This is a genomic window from Psychroserpens sp. (assembly GCF_047633235.1).
Lineage (GTDB): Bacteria > Bacteroidota > Bacteroidia > Flavobacteriales > Flavobacteriaceae > Psychroserpens.
The window spans coordinates 1-19771 of record NZ_JBLIET010000045.1 but is presented as its reverse complement, the minus strand read 5'-3'; the positions used below and the strand labels follow the sequence as shown (position 1 = coordinate 19771).

General features: G+C 35.2%; 19 protein-coding genes. 6 read left to right on the top strand and 13 right to left on the bottom strand.

Translation table 11 applies throughout. The features are described 5' to 3' along the window. The 7 genes from ACJAZK_RS12530 to ACJAZK_RS12500 all read right to left on the bottom strand — a co-directional run. Positions 1–2285 (bottom strand): FG-GAP-like repeat-containing protein (locus tag ACJAZK_RS12530; RefSeq protein WP_415224296.1); only part of this gene is annotated, 2285 nt, incomplete at its 3' end. A 70-nt stretch (positions 2286–2355) separates the two neighbouring features. Then, positions 2356–4356: an FG-GAP-like repeat-containing protein gene (locus ACJAZK_RS12525; protein ID WP_415224295.1), complete on the bottom strand. Its 2001-nt coding sequence runs from the start codon at positions 4354–4356 to the stop codon at positions 2356–2358. An 18-nt stretch (positions 4357–4374) separates the two neighbouring features. Beyond that, positions 4375–5742 (bottom strand): Ig-like domain-containing protein, encoded by a 1368-nt coding sequence (locus ACJAZK_RS12520; protein WP_415224294.1) that lies wholly within the window; start codon positions 5740–5742, stop codon positions 4375–4377. A 201-nt stretch (positions 5743–5943) separates the two neighbouring features. Further along, on the bottom strand, positions 5944–6933 hold the full coding sequence (locus tag ACJAZK_RS12515) for an aspartate-semialdehyde dehydrogenase (protein WP_415224293.1): 990 nt from the start codon (positions 6931–6933) through the stop codon (positions 5944–5946). Between the two features lie 210 nt (positions 6934–7143). Continuing rightward, positions 7144–7545, bottom strand: coding sequence for a large conductance mechanosensitive channel protein MscL (gene mscL, locus ACJAZK_RS12510; RefSeq protein ID WP_415224292.1), 402 nt, complete (start codon positions 7543–7545; stop codon positions 7144–7146). Between the two features lie 74 nt (positions 7546–7619). Further along, entirely contained in the window at positions 7620–8729 is a 1110-nt protein-coding gene (alr, locus tag ACJAZK_RS12505) for an alanine racemase (RefSeq protein WP_415224291.1), read from the bottom strand. Beyond that, entirely contained in the window at positions 8722–9369 is a 648-nt protein-coding gene (locus tag ACJAZK_RS12500; protein WP_415224290.1) for a thymidine kinase, read from the bottom strand. Before ACJAZK_RS12500 ends, alr begins: the two co-directional genes overlap by 8 nt. A 103-nt stretch (positions 9370–9472) precedes the next feature. Here ACJAZK_RS12500 and ACJAZK_RS12495 point away from each other — a divergent pair, with 103 nt between their 5' ends. After that, a complete protein-coding gene (locus ACJAZK_RS12495) occupies positions 9473–10207 on the top strand; it encodes a hypothetical protein (RefSeq protein WP_415224289.1) in 735 nt (244 codons plus the stop codon). A 35-nt stretch (positions 10208–10242) separates the two neighbouring features. Here ACJAZK_RS12495 and ACJAZK_RS12490 read toward each other — a convergent pair whose 3' ends face one another. The 3 genes from ACJAZK_RS12490 to ACJAZK_RS12480 all read right to left on the bottom strand — a co-directional run bounded on the left by ACJAZK_RS12490 (position 10243) and on the right by ACJAZK_RS12480 (position 12797). Further along, complete coding sequence (locus ACJAZK_RS12490; RefSeq protein WP_415224288.1) at positions 10243–11046, bottom strand: gliding motility-associated C-terminal domain-containing protein; 804 nt, start codon at positions 11044–11046, stop codon at positions 10243–10245. Positions 11047–11264: 218 nt separating this feature from the next. Then, positions 11265–12020, bottom strand: a complete 756-nt coding sequence (locus tag ACJAZK_RS12485) for a hypothetical protein (RefSeq protein ID WP_415224287.1) — start codon at positions 12018–12020, stop codon at positions 11265–11267. A 21-nt stretch (positions 12021–12041) separates the two neighbouring features. Beyond that, positions 12042–12797 (bottom strand): hypothetical protein, encoded by a 756-nt coding sequence (locus tag ACJAZK_RS12480; protein WP_415224286.1) that lies wholly within the window; start codon positions 12795–12797, stop codon positions 12042–12044. Between the two features lie 103 nt (positions 12798–12900). Between ACJAZK_RS12480 and ACJAZK_RS12475 the strand changes: the two genes are divergently transcribed. Next, positions 12901–13062: a hypothetical protein gene (locus ACJAZK_RS12475; protein WP_415224285.1), complete on the top strand. Its 162-nt coding sequence runs from the start codon at positions 12901–12903 to the stop codon at positions 13060–13062. Positions 13063–13126: 64 nt separating this feature from the next. Here the strand turns inward: ACJAZK_RS12475 and ACJAZK_RS12470 are convergent, their stop codons facing one another. Then, entirely contained in the window at positions 13127–13702 is a 576-nt protein-coding gene (locus ACJAZK_RS12470; RefSeq protein WP_415224284.1) for a hypothetical protein, read from the bottom strand. A gap of 28 nt (positions 13703–13730) precedes the next feature. On the opposite strand from ACJAZK_RS12470, the gene rsmI reads away from it, so the two are divergent. Beyond that, positions 13731–14402, top strand: a complete 672-nt coding sequence (rsmI, locus tag ACJAZK_RS12465) for a 16S rRNA (cytidine(1402)-2'-O)-methyltransferase (RefSeq protein WP_415224283.1) — start codon at positions 13731–13733, stop codon at positions 14400–14402. Positions 14403–14567: 165 nt separating this feature from the next. Here rsmI and ACJAZK_RS12460 read toward each other — a convergent pair whose 3' ends face one another. After that, positions 14568–15170 carry a carboxymuconolactone decarboxylase family protein gene (locus ACJAZK_RS12460; RefSeq protein WP_415224282.1) on the bottom strand — a complete coding sequence of 201 codons (603 nt, stop codon included), beginning with the start codon at positions 15168–15170 and terminating at the stop codon, positions 14568–14570. Between the two features lie 221 nt (positions 15171–15391). Here ACJAZK_RS12460 and ACJAZK_RS12455 point away from each other — a divergent pair, with 221 nt between their 5' ends. The 3 genes from ACJAZK_RS12455 (at position 15392) to ACJAZK_RS12445 (ending at position 18974) form a co-directional block, all read left to right on the top strand. After that, the gene (locus ACJAZK_RS12455; RefSeq protein WP_415224281.1) at positions 15392–15811 is read left to right on the top strand and encodes an OsmC family protein; all 420 of its coding nucleotides are present in this window, start codon (positions 15392–15394) and stop codon (positions 15809–15811) included. 62 nt (positions 15812–15873) lie between these two features. Next, positions 15874–17559, top strand: coding sequence for a single-stranded-DNA-specific exonuclease RecJ (gene recJ / locus ACJAZK_RS12450; RefSeq protein ID WP_415224280.1), 1686 nt, complete (start codon positions 15874–15876; stop codon positions 17557–17559). A gap of 143 nt (positions 17560–17702) precedes the next feature. Beyond that, the gene (locus ACJAZK_RS12445) at positions 17703–18974 is read left to right on the top strand and encodes an MFS transporter (protein ID WP_415224279.1); all 1272 of its coding nucleotides are present in this window, start codon (positions 17703–17705) and stop codon (positions 18972–18974) included. Position 18975: 1 nt separating this feature from the next. Here ACJAZK_RS12445 and ACJAZK_RS12440 read toward each other — a convergent pair whose 3' ends face one another. After that, positions 18976–19731, bottom strand: a complete 756-nt coding sequence (locus tag ACJAZK_RS12440) for a UDP-2,3-diacylglucosamine diphosphatase (RefSeq protein ID WP_415224278.1) — start codon at positions 19729–19731, stop codon at positions 18976–18978. Between the last annotated feature and the right edge of the window lie 40 nt (positions 19732–19771).

The window sequence follows — 19771 nt, the reverse complement described above, 5'->3', positions numbered from 1 at the left end:
TTGATATCAAAAATTGTATAGATAGCATCTTGTAAGCTATCTATACTAGAGATGTTTAATTCATCTTTAGTTGGGTTAGGATATATAAATAGATCATTTACAAATGAATTTTCTAATGTAAGTGTGGCACCTTCAACAACTTCAAGAGGTGCGTTAATTGCTGGGTCATTAATAATGTCTATAATACCTGATGGCCAGTAAATAACGATGTTATCTATTTGCGTTTCGGTTCCGATTCCAAAGTGCGTATTTAAGGTGCTCATGTATTTAAACCCTTCTCCACTTCTTACATCTCTAATTTGAGTACCGTTACTAGTTGTTAATTCAACCCTTGCCCCAATACCATCAATGTTACTCTGTACTCCAACAGTATTTATAGTAATCCAATTATTATTTGTTGTGAGATTCCAATAAATATTTCCATTATAATATGCATCAACAAAACCGTCATTATTTAAATCTCCAAAAGATCCATTGGCGTAGTTTAGTTGGCCATTATCAGCATCTTCGAATGTTAAATCACCTTTTCCGTAGAGAATTGTACCATTACAGAGGATATCTAAATAGCCATCATTATCAATATCATAGCTTACGTTTTCGTGACCATTTGGTGCGCCACTGACGCCTGCACCTGAAGTCACATTAACAAAAACACCGTTTCCATCATTTCTTAACAGCTTATGGGTTCCTGAACTTGCTCCTACAAATGCATCCATATCACCGTCGTTGTCATAATCTCCCCAAGACGAAGACCATGTTTGCATAATATCGTCAAGGCCTAAAGCTGCGGCATTTTCACTGAAAGTCCCATCACCATTATTAGTTAACATGTTGTTTTTTCTTCGATCTTCACTACCACCACATTTTGCAATGAACATATCCATATCTCTATCGTTGTCATAATCTATCCAGATAGATCCATAATTCCCTCCAGAAGGATAATCACCTAAATTTACAGGTGCATTAGGCGTAACATTAGATTGGTAAAATGTTAGATTTCCCGAACCATCATTGATATAATAAACATTAGGCGCTACATCATGGCAGACAAACGCATCGAGGTGACCATCGTTATTGATATCTACAAAGTTAGAACGCTGAGAAAAGACGTAGTCTGAAGTAGATGACTGTGTAAAACTAGTACCGGCACTATTTAATTTCATAAAGGTGACACCACTACCAGAACCATATAATAAATCTGTTTGTCCATTTCTGTCATAATCTGCAGCTGCCATACTCCAACTAGGCATGAAATTCGCACTAGGTGTAGATAAATCAACCTCATTGAAGCCCCCTGTGCTTAATTGATAATGAACTTTAACACTGTTTTGAGATACAGAGATGATATCATCTAAGTGATCTCCATTCATATCAACTACAGTTAGGTCATAATCATTGGCAGACATTGGCTGTGTTGAGAAATTAACGCGTGAATCAACTAAAGTGGTAAACGTTAAAGGCCCAACCCAATTGCTATAATCTGAACCTCCACAGAGACCTCTAACGAAAACCTCGTAAGAAGTGGATGAAGATAATCCAGAAACGGGGTAAGGATTATTTAATGTTGTAGAAATTCCTGAGCTAGTAGGTACTCCAGAACCAGTAGCCTGAATAACAATCTCCCAATTTGTTTCTGTACTTCCTGGTTGCCAATTAACATTTGCAGTATCTGTATTAATATTAGATACACTTAGGTTAGAAACATTCGGACAAGCAGGTGGTGTTTGTGAACTTATTGTAGGAGAGTTAAAACAAAAACCGTATCCCCAAATGTTATTATCGTCATAAGAAATCCGATATCTAAAATTACTTAATTGATTTGGACTAAATGATGCAATATTTAAAGGAGCGGAATTAAATCCTTCATAAGTTCCAGAACAGAAATTATCTGTTGGTGGGTTTTGAGTTCCTGATATTTCATTTCCCCAGTTTACCCAAGAACTTGAGTCTGCATCCCAATATTGAATGATTAGAATTTCACCAAAATCATGAAAAACATAACTCCCTCCAACTGAAAGCCAGCTTTCGTCAGCATTGAAGGCAGCTGTTAAATTTATGATTGGAGACTCTGCTGCAATATCATCATTGTGACCGTTTTGAGCATCGTCATCATCATATGCAAAGTTTGACGTTACTGTTGGATTGGCTTCAAATATATTAGCATCTGTTAAATAGTCACCTGTAATACTCCAATTTGAGTTAGGCCAGTTCGCAGGTTGATTTAATGTTTGGGAGTAGCTAAGAAAAGCACTAAATAATAAGAGAGCGAGAGTAATTTTTTTCATAGTCAAGTTAAGTATAGTGCATAAAAGTAACAAAAAAGCCTTTAAATCGTTAATTTAGAGGCTTTTTTGTTTAGTATTTTACAAATTTTTGACTCTTTATCGAAGAACCTGATACAATTCTTAAAACGTAATTACCAGGCGATAATTTGGAAATATCAATGGACGACTCTTTAAGTTTAGAATTCATTATCCTCTTACCCGTTATATCAAAAATTGTGTAAATCATATTATCATTTAATTCTAAAGAATTAATATTTAATACATCTTTTGCCGGGTTAGGATAAATAACTAATTCATTTGTTAAAGAGTTTTCTAAGCTTAATGTATCTCCTTCAATAACCTCTAATGCTGCATTAATTGATGGGTTTGTGATGGTATCAATTATACCAGAAGGCCAATAAATAACAACACTATTAATTGTATTATCTGTACCAATACCAATATGAGTGTTTAAAGAATTCATATATCTAAACCCGTCACCACTTTTTACATCTCTAATTTTAATACCAGAAGGTGTATGAACCTCAACACGAGCTCCAATACCATTTATATTACTAACAGTCCCTGTTGTATGTATTTTAATCCAGTTATTATTACTTTCAGCATTATTATAATAAATAGCTCCTGAGTTAAACGAATCAATATAACCATCATCATTTAAATCCCCAAAAGAGCCAGAACCCGGAAATACATTCGTGTAAACATCAAATGTCATATCCCCTTTTCCGAATAAAATATTATTACCAGAGACTAAATCTAAATGACCATCATTATCAAAATCAAAAGTCACAGTTTCTGTAGAAGTACTAGAGAGAACATTAATACCTGAACCTGATGTAATATCTGTGAACATTCCATTATCATTTCTCATAAGTTTATGAGGTCCAGAGCTGGCTCCTACAAAAACATCCATATCACCATCGCTATCAAAATCACCCCAAGCAGCAGACCAAGTTTGCATTGGATCAGCAAGGCCTATAGCTATAGCATTTTCGGTATAATTTTCATTTCCGTCATTGGTGTGCATTTCGTTAACTCTACGAGCAACTTCTCCACCACATTTAGCAATAAATAAATCTAAGTCTCTATCATTATCATAATCTATCCAAATAGACCCATAATTTCCACCAGAAGGATAATTTCCTAGCCCGCCTTGGTTGAACGTTAAATTGCCACTACCATCATTTAAGTAATACACATTTGGAGCAACATCATGACATACAAAAGCATCAAGGTTACCATCATTATTTATATCTACAAAATTTGAACGTTGAGAGAATACATCTTCAGGTCCAGAAATTTCTGTAAAACCAGTTCCTGTACTATTTGCCTTCATGAAAGTAACTCCACTACCGCCACCGTATAATAAATCTGTATAACCGTTTCTGTCGTAATCTGCAGCTCCTAAGCTCCATGTCGGAGGGAAATCTGCATTAGTAGTCGTAATATTTTTAGTTGTAAAACCACCACCTGTATTTTGTTCTCTAATATTAATATTACTTGAAGAAATAGAAACCATGTCATCAAGGAAATCACCATTCATATCAACTATTGCGATTCTATAGCTTCCTGAAGCTCCCGAAGATTGTGAATCAAAGGTAATAGGTGCAGGAGGAGGAGCAACAAAATTAGAGGTTTCTAAGCAGAAAGCGACATCAGAGTTTAACGCATAATCATAAATTTGAATGATTAACTCATCGTTAATAGCCCATCCAGATATGTTTTCACTTACAAAGGTATCTGTACACGAAATTTCAATTGTTCCTGTTGCATCCCATATTGTTATTCCTGGGTTTCCAGGATTTCCAGAGGTAAAAAACAACCCGGTACTTGTTGCTGTCCATGTAAAGAATTGATCATTGGCAGAACTCGTACATGACCCTTGAACACCACTATCTGTGGTTCCGTCAGTTGAAAAAGGCAAATAAAAACTTTCCGTACCACAACCAGTACCTTCAGGAGAAGGCGTAATTGGAATTGCACCACTTATATTATCGTTAGCAGGTTGCCCAAAAGAGGGGATACAAAGTGCTATCGCTAAAACTGTTAAGATGAGTAATTTTGATTTCATAATTATAATAATTTTATTTTATTGACAGTCTATATTAAGCGAGTTTATCCATTCTTCTATTAATCGAACGCCTTCTTCATGTTTAAGCGTTCTACCTATGATTGGCATTCTATTTTGTTCTTCAATTGAAGTTACTCTATACCTTAGCACAGAAGCCTCTAAATTTCCAGGAGCAACTATAAATGATGTACCTTCAATTTGCGTATCTGGCTCTACACATACACCTTTATTAGTATCATCTTCACTCTCATGGAAAGCAAAGCGTATTGGTCTATACTCACAATAGCTTTCTTCTGAGTGGCAATGCGCACAATTAATATCTAAATAGGACCGTAATCTTAAATCTAAATCAAGAGATTCATCATCCCACTTAACTGTAGAGACTATTGATGTAGGGAGATTGTTTTCTAAGTAACCTACTTCAATCCATTTTTGTAATTGATTTGCAGCGCCATCTGGATAGCTTAAATCTCTATTTAAGTTTTGTGGTTTTGGACCTATTGGCACAGGAGTACCAAATTTATTATGACATGCAAAGCATTCATTTCGTGACGGAATTCTATAAGTAACAGTATTTGTAACACCGTTTTCTAGCCAGTCAACATTTGTAAAGCTTCCCGAATTCGTAAAAGTTGCTTCGGTTTGTTCATCATTCCAAACATATTCTGCAAAATCCCACCCATCTTGAGTAAAGTACATTAATCGAGTTTCTATAATGCGTGTTGTGTTATTTGGTAGCACATTGTCGTAATAGAAGTTTTTGATTAGCACAGACCCAACAGGAAAATCTAAAGGCGTAAAATCACTATTATAATTTGCTTTAGAGCCCTCAGGCATCCATACAAATCGCTTTTTATGAGCATAATCTGAAAATAAACTAGAATTTAAATCATAAGGGAAAACACCAAATGATGGGTCTAAATCTTTCATTACGCCATCAAAAAAGTTATATTCTGAAAGTGTATTAAATGGAACCTCTTCTAAATTAAAGTTTACAGTAGATACAGGTGTCACTGTGATATTAATTGTTCCTGTTCCGCAGTTATTGTTGTCATCGCAAATTATATATTGAAATGAATCGCTTCCCACAAAGTCATTATTAGGTGTGTAACGAATAACATCATCTGATGGATCGTTTGGAGTTGAATTAGGGTCTAAAACTTGGGCTGTTCCGTTTTGAGACGTTATGGTGTTTAGTAATCCACTACTAGGAACATTAATATCATTGGCCAAAACATCAATTGTAATAGAACTATTTTGAGAAACCGCTATACTATCAGAATTGGCCTCAATTGTTATTGCTATATAATTAACGTCATCACTACAGGAAAATAAACCTAAGGCTAACGTAAATATACTTAAGAATTTTAGGTATTTTTTTAACATTTAATGTGCAATTTGGAAAGTAAATATAAATACAAACCAATAGTCTTTATAATTAATTAGTTGTAATGCACTTTTTATCAGACAACAAGAGTGAATTTGTTTATAAAATCTATTAAACTCTGTCCTATTTATACATCGTGTGGTTTTCATAATTATAAAACATCTTGTATATGAAAAACCCTACCTAATTACTTGAAGTATTTATAATAAATTTTGTTTCAATAGATACTCTGCTATTTGAATCGTATTTGTTGCAGCACCTTTTCTAAGATTGTCACTTACCACCCATAGATTTAGAGTATTAGGTTGAGAACCATCACGACGAATTCTACCGACAAAAACATCATCTTTTCCATTGGCATAAATTGGCATTGGGTAAGTATTTACATCAATATTATCTTGGACGACTATTCCTGGGGATTCATTTAATAAGTGTCTTACTTCGACTATATCGAAATCATTTTCAAACTCTACATTTATCGATTCACTATGTCCTCCAGCAGTTGGTATTCTTACAGCGGTTGCTGTTACTGCAATTGTGCGATCATCGAATATTTTTTGAGTTTCTCTCACTAATTTCATTTCTTCTTTAGTGTAGCCATTCTCTTCAAATACATCACAATGAGGAATTGCATTTTGGTGAATTGGGTAAGGGTATGCCATTTCACCTTTTATTCCAGCCATTTCATTTTCTAATTGTTTAACCGCTTTCACACCAGTACCTGTTATAGATTGGTAAGTAGAAACAACAATACGCTTGATTTTGTATGTATTATGCAGAGGGGCTAAAGCCATAACCATTTGTATGGTAGAACAGTTTGGATTTGCAATAATTTTATCTTCGGAAGTTAATTGAGCCGCGTTAATTTCTGGAACAACAAGTCGTTTTGATTGATCCATTCTCCAAGCCGAAGAGTTGTCAATAACAGTAATGCCAGCTTCAGCAAATTTTGGAGCCCATAACAAAGACGTATCACCTCCAGCCGAAAATAACGCAATATTAGGCTTCATATCAATAGCTGTCTGTATTCCGACAACTTTGTAATCGTTTCCCTTGAACGAAATTAATTTACCAATTGAGCGCTCTGAGGCCACTGGGATTAATTCTGAAACAGGAAAATTACGTTCTGCAAGAACTTTAAGCATGACTTCGCCAACTAAACCAGTGGCACCAACTACAGCTATTTTCATTGTATGAAATTTTAAGCTATAAAATTATAGATTTTATTAGATTAAATCAGTTTAACAAGACACTTATTTTTAATAAATAAAGCGTCTTGTTAAAACTAGTGTTTTTGATTTTAAAATATAATTTTTAAGAATTCAACAAGAAAAAACCGCTTACATGTGAAGCGGTTTAAGTTTAATTAAATAGGTAATGTAGCGGTTAGCTAAAAGCCCTTATTTTTTTAACGAGTCTCTAATTTCTTTTAAAATATCAAGTTCAGAGGGTCCTGCTGGAGCTTTTGGCTCTGGCGGAGTTTTTGTTTTATTGTATGCTTTAACAATCATAAATAAAACAAGACCTACAATAATTAAATTGATGATTGAATTTACCCATTTACCGTACATGACAGCATTTTCTGGTTTTATGATTTCACCATCTGCTCCAATTGTCGCAGGAGACAGGACGTGTTTTAGGTCAGCAAAATCAACTCCTCCAGCAAAGTTTCCTATAACTGGCATCATAATGTCAATTACAAATCCGTTAATTACCATTCCCATAGCTCCTGCTAGGATTACAGCAACAGCTAAATCAATGACATTTCCTGTCATTATAAATTTTTTAAATTCTTTAAACATAATTTTGAATGTTTTGTTAGTTAGTTATAGGACTCCAATTTAGTTAAAAAGTCACAAAACACAATAAAAAGATATTAATCCTTTATAAGTAAGCGTTTAACGCGTTGAGAAATCGCGGTAATTATCTCATATGTAATTGTATTTGTAGCATCTGCAAATTGAGAGGCATTTGGGTGATTACCAAAGATTATAACTTCATCCCCTTCGTGACAATTAATATTAGTTATGTCAATCATAATCATATCCATACAGACATTACCTATGATTGGTGCTTTGTTTCCATTTACAGTGACAAAGCCTTTTTTATTTCCATATTGTCTGCCTATTCCATCTGCGTGACCAATTGGTATGGTGGCTGTTTTTTCAACTCCCTCACTTTTATATGCCCTGTTGTAGCCTACCGTTTCTCCTTTTTCTATAGTATGAATCTGAGAGATTACAGACTTAAGTGTTGCGATAGGTTTTAAATTTTTATTTTCTTCTTTAGAATTTCCAAAACCATACAATCCAATTCCAGTTCTAACCATATCTAAATGCGCTTCAGGATAGTTTAATACACCAGACGTATTTGCTAAATGAAGCATGGGTTGGTAACCGATAGCTTTAGAAAATTCTTTCGAAATAGATTTAAATGTTTTTATCTGTCGTTCTGTAAACGTTTTTTCATTAAGATCTTCGCTTGCCGCCAAATGAGAAAAAATAGATTTCACTTTAATGGCAGACGTTTCCATAGCTTTAGAAACAATATAGTCCACATCATTTTCAGAAAACCCTAATCTATTTAAACCTGTATTAAATTTAATATGAACCGGATAGTTACTTTGCTTTTCTTCGGAAGCAATAGCGATAAACTCATTAAAGATTTTAGCACTGTACAAACTAGGCTCTAAGCAACGCTCAATTAAGGTTTTAAAATTTATAGCTTGTGGATGGAGGACTAAAATAGGTGTTTCTACACCAGCATCCCTAAGTGCAACACCTTCACTAACATAAGCCACAGCAAAGTAATCTACTTTTAAACTCTGGAGATAATTGGCAACTTCATTCGCATCACTGCCATAAGCAAATGCCTTAACAACTGCTAATATTTTGGTGTTGCTATTAAGCTTTGATTTAAGATACTGAAAATTGTGTTTTAGTGCTTTTAAATCAATTTCTAAAACAGTTTCTCTAGCTTTAGGCATTTGATTTACCATCTTTATTAGGGATTTCCTCAGCTTCATTTACATCCATATGACTTACTTTTTCATGTAACATTGCTTTGTAATATGCTCCTCTACTTAGGGGTTCATATTCATCAACTTCTCCCAATAAAACGAGTGCGTCACTTGAGGCCTTTCTGTAGCTGTATTGAGCTAAATTCCCGGTTCTAGTGCAAACAGCATGAACCTTGGTGACATACTCGGCAGTTGCCATTAAACTTGGCATAGGTCCAAAAGGATTACCTTTAAAATCCATATCTAATCCAGCCACAATAACACGAATACCCTTGTTGGCTAAATCATTACAAACTCTAATAATTTCATCATCAAAAAATTGTGCTTCGTCAATACCGACGACATCGCAGCCATCTGCCAAAATTGGAATATTTGCAGCCGCGGGAACAGGCGTAGACCTTATTTCGTTAGAATCGTGAGATACGACCATATCTTCATCATAACGCACATCAACTGTAGGTTTAAAAATTTCAACCTTTTGTTTTGCAAATTGAGCACGTCTGAGTCTGCGAATTAACTCTTCGGTTTTACCAGAAAACATTGAGCCACAAATGACTTCAATCCATCCAAATTGTTCTTTATGATTTACTGTATTTTCGAGAAACATTTCGTAATTTTAACACTAAAACTAACTTAGCGTTCGTTTTGTATAAAGATGATGTAAATTTATTAAAAATTAAAAACCTAATCAGGAATTAAAAACAAAAGTTATGAAGAAGAAACTTGAGGCAGATTTAATTAGTATTGCCCATAGAGTCTTAAAGCTTACAGGAAAAGAAGATATTGCAAAATTGCATGCCGAAACAGGAGCTTTATATGAAAAACTAAGTGTGTTAAAATTTGCAAAGGAGAATTTTGAAGGCGATTTACCAATAATTGGAATCGATTCTTCTTTCTTTGGAATGTTAGATACCGCTTTTAATAATAAAGTAAGTGATAATATTGAACATGATGACAAAATTTATGTCAATCTTGATGAAAATGAAGACGACGGTATCTATGAGCCAGTGATGGAAAAAATAAAAGATATGGTGGCCCAAATGCCACAAGAATCACAACAAGTAGATGATATGTTTGCGAGTGCTGTAGCTCAAAAAGAAATGCCCAAAACACACTTAGAAGATATCACTGCTGGCTTTGAGGAAATACCGGTTTTTGAGCCTATTAGTCAGGCTAATGAGAATCTTAGAAAGTCATTAAATGATAAACTTAAAAACAGTGGATTAAACATAGGTCTTAATGATAAATTAGCATTTATTAAGCACCTTTTTAATGGTGAAGTTCAAAATTATGAACGTGTGTTATCTCAATTAAATACAACAAGTACTTACCAAGAGGCTTCTCATCTTCTTAACGATATTGTTAAACCAGATTATAATAATTGGAAAGGTAAAGAGGAATTTGAATCACGTTTTTTTAATATTATTGAGCGAAAGTTTGATTAAGTTTAAATGGTTTTTATTCGGAAATTTTAATACACCTAGTAATTTAGATACAACCAACCGGTCCTAGGTTCATCTCCAGTCTTTAAGTCTAGAATATAAAAATAAACACCAACAGGAAGCGCGTTTGAAGTCCTTGTTAAACCCGTATTTGCTCTGCCATCCCAATTATTTTGGTAATTATTACTTCCATAGATTTGAACACCATATCTATTATATATTTTAAGATTGTTATCTGGGAATTCTTCAATACATTCAATATGAAATGTATCATTAAGGCCGTCGTTATTTGGTGACAATCCGTCTGTTATATAAATACAGTCATCAATGGTAACTTCAGCATCATCCCTATTATTGGTATCATCCCTATCTGGTTCATTTAAAGAACTAAGTAGCGCTGTGTTTAAAAGTGCTGTACTTGACGAGATTTGAGCAACAACTGTTAAGGTTTCAGATTGATTACTCGATAACACATCAATAGACCAAATAAAAGTGACGTCATCAAATAACCCTATGGAAGTTGATGCAGATACAAAGTTCATCCCATTAGGAAACACGTCAAGAATTGTAATATCTGTAGCTTCTGTTGTTCCTAGGTTAGTTGCTGTAATTTGAAACGTTACTTGATCTCCAATGGATGCTTCTTGAGGGAATACACTTTTAAGTATTTCGATATCCACATTAGAGTTATCATCTAAAACGGTCAGTTCTGCATTGGTTTGCGAGGTATCGATATTATTTTGGTCTTCAAAATTAGTCGTGTCGTTGAGGTAACTACCTGGAACGTTTGAAGTCACAACAACAGTGAAGGAACAAAACGCTACACCTTCGGGAAATATCAAATTTGAAATTCCAGCAAAATTATCATTAGTATCACCTATAAATGTTGTAGTGCAGTCATTTTGTTGTAGCCATTGCGGTTGTGAAATCAGGGTAATTTCCTAAGGAAAAACATCTGTAAAGGACATATCAATTTGTGACGAATTTTCGGCTAAATTATTAATCCTAAACGTGAGCGTGCTTTGTTCTCCAACCGTAATTGTTGTAGGGGCGTAATTTTTTATAAGCTTAGGGTGACTACTTGAATGTTACTAATTGAGGTATTGGTTTCTGGAGAGACTTCACGATTATCATCTTCATTTGGAGTCGCTACTGCGATGTTATTGTAGGCCCCTCCAAAACTCGGTGCGGTTACAGGAATTCTAATTTTAATGGTTGATCCAGCATCCATATTTGCAATGGTTCCTGTAACGCTATTAGTGGTGATGTCGAGTCCAGTGTTGCAAGTTGCGATTCCGTTTGTGACAACACAAGTGGGTGTTCCCGTAATTGTGAATACATCATTAAGGGTGTCTTCAAAGGCTATGTTTATGGCGTCAGAACTGTTTTCACTATTTGTAATATCTATAATCCAATCAAAAGCTTGATTAACGTTTACTTGAGTAAACTCTGGAAAGGTTTGAACGACCAAATCTACACAAGGTGCAAAAAATGTGACGACTTCGGCTTCATTGTCCCCTAAATCATTATCGATATTACTATTTGGATTGTCCACGACTACAGCATTTGTGACAGGATTTGGATTAACAGAGCAATCGGTATTCCAAAGCACAGCAACTTCAAAAGTAACAGCGCTATTTGCTGGTAAACTCCAATCATCTTCTGGTAATATTTCCCAAAATGTATCAAAAATGCCACTTTCAGTTATGCCACCCAATTCAGCACCTATATGAGTATTTAGAATTTCAAAACATGATGCAGTTCCAGTAGGTGATACACAATTTACAGAGACTAATGTACTTGTATAAGCAATCATTCTTGGGCCAGGAATAAATTCTTATAATTCAATAAATGTATTTAAATCACTTGGGTTCTCAACCGTAATTTCATAACTGACTTCTCCGAAATCTATAGGGTTAACTGGTGATTCTCCATCTGGTAACTCAGGGCTGATTTGAGTTTTTGTAACCTTAAGATTGACAATCTCACAAGCTGATGTTGGTTGTAGTAAAACCGTATCGTTTTGTGCATTATTTAAGATATTAGAATCTAAAATATCTGCTTCTAAGACAGTAACTCCACTTCTAACACTTATTTGATTCTTTTCGGCATTTGGAGAACTATCGGGTTCTAGAAAAACAGCTATGGTTTGCATCGTAACCGTAGCATCAACGGGTATTATAAACGCATCACTCACCCAGAAAACATCATTAATAGTGATAATGATGTCATCACAAGAGATGGTTCCTGTAGTGCCAATACATTCAACAGGTAATATGTCCCACGCTATTGTTGGCGCTAAGTTTTGAAGAAAAAAAGCAATGTTCGCATCCAACGGACCATTGTTGCATACTGTAGTCTCAACAGTGACCTCTTGATTCCAATTAACAATCGTTAAAGGGTCTGGGTCAATTTGTATCGTGTCAATACAAACGTCTGTGGTTTGACACAATTCAGACTCTAATAAATTGGTGAGTACAGGATTGGAGAGACTATTACCAGAATTACTATGATCTAATGTGATTTCTACTCTGCTTTGAACATTAGTTTGGTCTAATTCTATAGCACATGACGGATCTAAATATTGGTACATTATCTCATACGTTATGAATCCACATAGAGTATATAGATGTGGTTGACTATAAACTAACATATCTACCGTCGCACTAACCAAGAGAGGACTTCCAGAAATCCCAATGACATTAGGACATTCTGTATTATTTGTTGCTTCAATACATTCTAGAGATATGAGTTGCGCATTAGGTCTTCCAAAATCTAAAGGTGTTAATAAGGTTAAACGCGCTTCTATAGCATCTACAGGGAAATCTATCTCACTGTTATTGGTAATCGTAAATTGATAAGTTACAGGAGAATTCCATAATGGTATAGCTGTACCTGTTGCAGGAGAAATTTGCTCATGAGTTAAGGAAAGTTGATGTCAACATCTATAACATCAATAGAAATTAGAGACTGGTTATTACTGGTGTTAGTATCTGTCGTTCCGCTTGGTGGAGAAATTATAGCGTCTATTGCAATTCCTCCAACCACAGATGGTGCTGCAACCTCTATTTTGATTTCCACGCTAGAATCTGTTGGTAAACTTAAAACGCTTCCTGTTAGTACGTTGGTTGTAGATAAATTAAAACCTCCAGCAATAGTTGCGCCTCCTATATTATTTTGAGAAGTAATACTACTTAACATTAGATTTTGTAAATCGTCATCCATAGTGATTTGAAACGCTGCATTGCTAACTGCATTTCCAGAGTTAATAATGGTCACTATGTATTGAAAATCCTTAAAAATTTCAACCTGAGATACAGCTGCGCCTGCAGTGCTTTGTGCTTGAGCAACAATTGACAAATCTGTTGTTTGCGCTGTCAATTGTGTGCAGAAAAGTATAAAAAACACAAAGCGCACTAATTTTTCAATCATAAAACGGTTGGTTTCTATAAAGATGCTAAATATTGGTAAAGGTTGCGTCAATTTGTATGAAAACATTGTAAATTTGATATGAAATCTCTTACCAATGAGCAAACTTTATATTGTACCCACACCTATCGGAAATTTAAAAGACATGACTTTTCGTGCTGTTGAAGTCTTAAAAGACGTCGATTTAATTTTGGCAGAAGACACACGTACCTCTGGAAAGCTCTTGAAACATTTTGAGATTAATACACAAATGCAAAGTCACCATATGCATAATGAGCATAGAATGGTTGATAATTTAGTTGAAAAATTAAAAAGTGGAATTACGATTGCACTTATCAGTGATGCAGGAACTCCAGCTATTTCAGATCCTGGATTTTTAATAACGAGAGCGTGTGTAGAACATCATATTGAAGTGGATTGTTTACCAGGAGCTACTGCTTTTGTTCCAGCATTGGTTAATTCTGGTTTACCAAATGATAAATTTATATTTGAAGGTTTTTTACCAGTAAAAAAAGGAAGACAAACTAGGTTATTGCTTCTTGCAGAAGAAACTCGAACGGTAATTTTTTATGAAAGTCCGCATAAATTGATAAAAACATTGACTCACTTTTGTGAGTACTTTGGAGAAGATAGACCAGTTTCTGTATCCAGAGAACTCACCAAGCTCTATGAAGAAACGGTAAGAGGTACTGCGAAAGAAGTTTTAGAGCATTACACAAATAAACCACCAAAAGGGGAGATTGTAATTGTGGTTGGTGGGAAAAAGTGAATAAATTAGAAGTGTTCAAAGTATATTGAATAACCTTTTCTCTATAAAAAAACCTCCAATTTCCGAAGCATCGAAAAAAAGAGGTTAATTTTTTATATATCATATTTCGACTCGTGTCACACCACAGTAAACCGCTGGAAACTGCAACTGTAAACTAAAAACAGGCTAATACTTAGAACCATCATGCTTTCCAACCTCAAAACCGTGTTTACCTAAATATTGATTTCCACTCTCAACAGCATCGTCTTCGATATCTGTTCCCATAGAATCATTCCAGCGGTTTAGGTAGCCAAAGAGAGAAATAACGCCAAGCATTTCTACGATTTCTCCTTCATCCCAGTGTTCATATAAACGGCTTTTAATATCTGCATTCACCGCATTTGGCACTTGAGAAGCAGCCAAACTAAAATCAAGCGCAGCACGTTCAGCGTCAGAAAAGGCACTGTGTGTTCTATACTCCCAAATATTATCTAATTGCTCTTGCTCTGCACCATAACGTTCTGCCGCTCTAATAGCATGTGCTTGGCAATAACGACAGCCTGTAGCATTACTAGAAACCCAAGCAATCATTCGTTTAAGCGCCGAAGTCACTCCGCCATCATTAGCCATAACCGCTTTGTTGAGGTTTATAAATGCCTTTGAAATTGCAGGGCGACGTTGCATAGTTAACACCGAGTTTGGACAAAAGCCAAGCGTCTCATTAAAGAATTCGGCTAATTGTTGCGTTTCTGGATCGTGTTCTGCAGATAAAGGAGTTACTAATGCCATAGTTTTGTTTTTTTAAGTGGTATTTTTGAGTTGAACTTGTTTAAACATTTTGAGTTATAGCGAAAATTACCGCTTTTTTGATTAGTTGAAGTCTTTTTTTAGTCGCATAGTACTGCTATGGAAATAAAAAAGAGCGAAAAACAGTTATAAAAGAGTGATGTTTTAGCAAATTGAAAACGCTTAAATGAGTTCATTAACAATAAACGAAAAATTCTTTAGATATGTCTCATAAAGTAGTCACGCATTGGAAAGGAAACTTACAGTTTGAATCTGATAATCCAAGCGGAAATTTGGTCACGATGGATGCCTCTCCTGAAAATGGAGGTTATAATTCGGGTGTATCACCAAAAGCCATGATGTTGTCAGCTTTGGCGGGTTGTTCTGGATTGGATGTGGTGTCTATTCTTAAGAAAATGAAAGTGCCTTTTTCAGATTTTAGAATTGATACCTATGGAGAACTCACAGAGGAGCATCCTAAATATTATAATAAAGTGTCTGTTGAATATCATTTCTACGGAAATGAGCTAGACGAGAAAAAAATTGAAAAGGCAGTTAATATGTCGATAGATACGTATTGTGGTGTGATGGAAATGTTCCGAATGTTTTCTGAAGTAAAAACATCAATTCATTATCATAATTAGAATTACACTGAATTCCATCGAATCTCAAGATTATATATACCCGTTTTATTTCTTAAAAAATTATGCGCTGGACGCTAAAACCAAAACCAGATTCTAAAACCGTTGAAGCGTTGCAAAAGGCCCTTCAGGTAGATCGATCTGTAGCAACTCTGCTTACTTTGCGAGGTATAGATACTTACGAGGAAGCGAAACGTTTTTTTAGGCCTAGTTTTGATGAGCTGCATGATCCGTTTCTTATGAAAGATATGGATAAAGCAGTGGCAAGAATTGAAGCAGCGCTGCTCAACAATGAAAACATCTTAGTATTTGGAGATTATGACGTGGACGGAACAACCTCGGTTGCGTTAATGTCTTCCTATTTAAAAACAAAATCAGATAGAATTGCGACTTATATTCCTGATCGTTATGATGAAGGTTATGGGATTTCTTATAAAGGGATTGACTTTGCTCAGGACAACGAGTTTTCATTAATAATTGCATTAGACTGTGGTGTAAAAGCGATTGACAAAATAAACTATGCTTTAGAAAAAGGGGTAGATTTTATTATCTGTGATCACCATAGACCAGGCAAGGAATTACCAAAAGCAGTGGCCGTTTTAGATCCTAAACGAGACGATTGCAACTATCCATTTAAAGAACTTTGTGGTTGTGGCGTCGGATTCAAACTCATACAGGCCTTAGCCTCAAAAGACGGAAAAACTGTTGAAGATTTAGGCGAATACCTCGATTTGGTAGCGACTGCAATCGGTGCAGATATTGTTCCTATTGTTGGTGAAAATCGCGCATTGGCTTATTTTGGTTTACAAATCATCAATACTCAACCAAGACCAGGAATTAAAGCTATTATTGAACAGGTCGAAAAAAAGGCACTCACAATTACGGATGTTGTATTTATTGTGGCTCCCAGAATAAATGCAGCAGGAAGAATGAAACATGGTAACTATGCAGTGACTTTACTAACCGAGACCGATGAAGAATTGGCCAAAACATACGCCCACGAAATCAACGAATTTAATCTCGATAGAAGAGAAACCGATAGGCGAATTACTGAAGAAGCGTTAGATCAAATTAAAGAAAATAAAGAAGAAGACCGATTAACAACCGTTGTTTATCACGACACTTGGCACAAAGGTGTGATTGGGATTGTTGCTTCTAGATTAATTGAAACGTATTACAGACCAACGTTAGTTTTTACAAAAAGTGGTGATAAACTAGCAGCATCAGCGCGATCAGTAAAAGGCTTTGATGTGTATAATGCCTTAGAAGCTTGCGCAGAACATATTGAGCAATTTGGCGGACATAAATACGCAGCAGGATTAACTCTCCATCCAGAAAATTATAAGGCCTTTAAACAAGCCTTTGAGGATGAGGTCACCAAAACTATTGATAGAAACTTACTGAAACCAGAAATTAAAATTGATATGCAAATTGATTTACAGGATATTACACCTAAATTTCATCGTATTATTAGTCAGTTTGCGCCTTTTGGACCGGGAAATATGACACCAATTTTCATGACTAAAAATATAAAAGATACAGGGTATGGAAAATGTGTTGGTGAGGATGATAAGCACTTGCGTTTAACTGCGAGCCAAGGCAAAGAAAAAATAGTGTGTATTGGTTTTAACTTAGGTGATAAGAGTAATTTGATTAGAAATAAAAAAGCGTTTGACGCGGTATATTCCATTGATGAAAATCACTGGCAAGGGAATGTGAGTTTGCAATTGAAGTTGCGAGATATAAGATAAATTCAATTTATACCGAGAAGCACTACAATTTTAGTATTTAATAAAAAACTAAAATAAGAGGACTTCTTATTTTACATTTGCACATAAAACTAAATTAGATCTATCAGGTTGTTAAAATCTTTAAGGTCTGTTATCTCATTATTTTGCAAAAAAAAGACCCATACGCAGCATTGCGATACAGAGAATTCAATATATTTTTATTGGTGCGTTTTGCCTTAATTTTTGGTTGGTCTATGCAATTTATTGTTATCGAATGGCAGGTTTATGCGTTAACAAAAGACCCTTTGAGTTTAGGCTTAATAGGTCTTTTTGAGTTTGCCCCTGCGTTTCTTATGGCCTTGTTTGCGGGTCATATTGTAGATCAGCGTGAAAAACGAAATCTTTTAGCGTTATGTATTGCTGCTTTTTCTTTAATAAGTTTCGGATTATTTTGGTTAACATCTCAATCGGTTATAGAGGCATGGTCTAAAAATAGTATTCTCTACTCCATTTATGCTTTGGTGTTTTTTGGGGGTTTTTTAAGAGCATTTTTTGGACCCACTATATTTTCACTAGTTGCGCTTATTGTTCCGAAGAAAATATATCCTAACGCAGCAACGTGGAATAGTTCTACATGGCAAATGGCACGTGTTTTAGGTGTTGGTTTTGCTGGATTTTCAATTAGCTGGATTGGTGTTCACTGGTCGTTATGTGTCGTTTTTGGACTCGTTGTGTTTTCGTTTATTATGTTGTTTCAAATCCCTAAAAAACCGATTCTCAATCCAAAAATTGGAGAGAATATAGTATCGAGTTTAACTGAAGGTTTATCGTTTGTTTTTAAGACCAAAGCGGTTTTAGGAGCTTTAACTTTAGATATGGTCTCTGTTTTATTTGGAGGAGCCATAGCGCTAGCAGCAGTTTTTGCTCAAGATATTTTAAAAGTTGGACCTCAAGGTTTTGGGGTTTTAGTAGCAGCACCTTCGGTTGGTGCTTTTTTAACAATGTTAGTGACTGCATATATTCCAATAAGTAAAAATGCAGGTATGAAATTATTGGTTGCTATTTTTGGTTTTGGAGTCTGTATTATTGTATTTGGGTTGTCCTCCGTATTTTGGATTTCGGTCGTTGCATTGTTTTTTAGTGGCGTTACAGATGGTGTGTCTATGGTGATTAGACAGACCATTCTTCAAATTAAAACACCAGACCATATGCGTGGTCGTGTCTCTTCAGTAAACTCTATGTTTGTAGGATCTTCTAATGAATTAGGTGCACTTGAAAGTGGTCTTACAGCTAAACTCATGGGCACAGCAACAGCTGTTGTATTTGGTGGTACGATGACTTTGATAACAGTAATAACTACAGCATTGGTATCTCCTACGTTTAGAACCTTAGATTTAACTAAAGATATTGAGGCGCATGAGAATGAAGACTCCTAACTCACTTATAAGTCTTCAACTCAAAGTCCTCACCATCAAAAACGCCATAAGTGTAGTACGTAATCCAATCCCCTAGATTTACATATTTGGAACCCTTACCAATTTCGAGATCCATTGGTAAATGACGGTGCCCATAAACGAAGAAGTCACGATGTTTTTCTTCTAGCTGTGATTTACTAAATTGAATGAGCCATTCTTTATCTTCTCCTAAAAAAGTGGCGTCATGTTCTCCAGAAATCAACTTGTTTTTTACAGATAAATATTGTGCAACTTTCATCCCAATATCTGGATGCAACCATTTAAATAGAAATTTGAAAACAGGGTTTGTAAATACTTTTTTCATGCGTTTGTAACCTTTATCAAAAGGTCCTAAACCGTCACCATGAGCAATATAAAACGTCTTGTCGTTGAAGGTGAATTCTTTAGGTTTGTGATACACAGGAATATTAAGCTCTTTTTCAAAATACCCATTCATCCAAAGGTCGTGGTTACCAACAAAAAAATAGATTGGAATACCGGAATCACTAATTTCAGCCAATTTCCCTAGAGTTCTTACAAATCCTTTTGGAACTACTGTACCATATTCAAACCAGAAATCAAATAGATCACCTAATAGAAAAATAGCTGCAGCATCTGTTTTAACATCGTCTAACCAAGCTACAAATTTCTTTTCACGCGGCAGTGATGCCTCATCGGTTGGAGCACCTAAATGATTATCGCTTGAGAAATATATTTTTTTTCCTTTGGGGATTTGCATGTTGTAAATATAAATAAAATAGCCACGAATTCACGAATGC

Coding starts and splice junctions, on each gene's coding strand:
- ACJAZK_RS12525 (WP_415224295.1), bottom strand. CDS start 4,356: ATGAAATCAAAATTACTCATCTTAACAGTTTTAGCGATAGCACTTTGT.
- ACJAZK_RS12520 (WP_415224294.1), bottom strand. CDS start 5,742: ATGTTAAAAAAATACCTAAAATTCTTAAGTATATTTACGTTAGCCTTA.
- ACJAZK_RS12515 (WP_415224293.1), bottom strand. CDS start 6,933: ATGAAAATAGCTGTAGTTGGTGCCACTGGTTTAGTTGGCGAAGTCATG.
- mscL (WP_415224292.1), bottom strand. CDS start 7,545: ATGTTTAAAGAATTTAAAAAATTTATAATGACAGGAAATGTCATTGAT.
- alr (WP_415224291.1), bottom strand. CDS start 8,729: ATGCCTAAAGCTAGAGAAACTGTTTTAGAAATTGATTTAAAAGCACTA.
- ACJAZK_RS12500 (WP_415224290.1), bottom strand. CDS start 9,369: ATGTTTCTCGAAAATACAGTAAATCATAAAGAACAATTTGGATGGATT.
- ACJAZK_RS12495 (WP_415224289.1), top strand. CDS start 9,473: ATGAAGAAGAAACTTGAGGCAGATTTAATTAGTATTGCCCATAGAGTC.
- ACJAZK_RS12485 (WP_415224287.1), bottom strand. CDS start 12,020: ATGATTGCTTATACAAGTACATTAGTCTCTGTAAATTGTGTATCACCT.
- ACJAZK_RS12480 (WP_415224286.1), bottom strand. CDS start 12,797: ATGTACCAATATTTAGATCCGTCATGTGCTATAGAATTAGACCAAACT.
- ACJAZK_RS12475 (WP_415224285.1), top strand. CDS start 12,901: ATGACATTAGGACATTCTGTATTATTTGTTGCTTCAATACATTCTAGA.
- ACJAZK_RS12470 (WP_415224284.1), bottom strand. CDS start 13,702: ATGTTTTCATACAAATTGACGCAACCTTTACCAATATTTAGCATCTTT.
- rsmI (WP_415224283.1), top strand. CDS start 13,731: ATGAGCAAACTTTATATTGTACCCACACCTATCGGAAATTTAAAAGAC.
- ACJAZK_RS12460 (WP_415224282.1), bottom strand. CDS start 15,170: ATGGCATTAGTAACTCCTTTATCTGCAGAACACGATCCAGAAACGCAA.
- ACJAZK_RS12455 (WP_415224281.1), top strand. CDS start 15,392: ATGTCTCATAAAGTAGTCACGCATTGGAAAGGAAACTTACAGTTTGAA.
- recJ (WP_415224280.1), top strand. CDS start 15,874: ATGCGCTGGACGCTAAAACCAAAACCAGATTCTAAAACCGTTGAAGCG.
- ACJAZK_RS12440 (WP_415224278.1), bottom strand. CDS start 19,731: ATGCAAATCCCCAAAGGAAAAAAAATATATTTCTCAAGCGATAATCAT.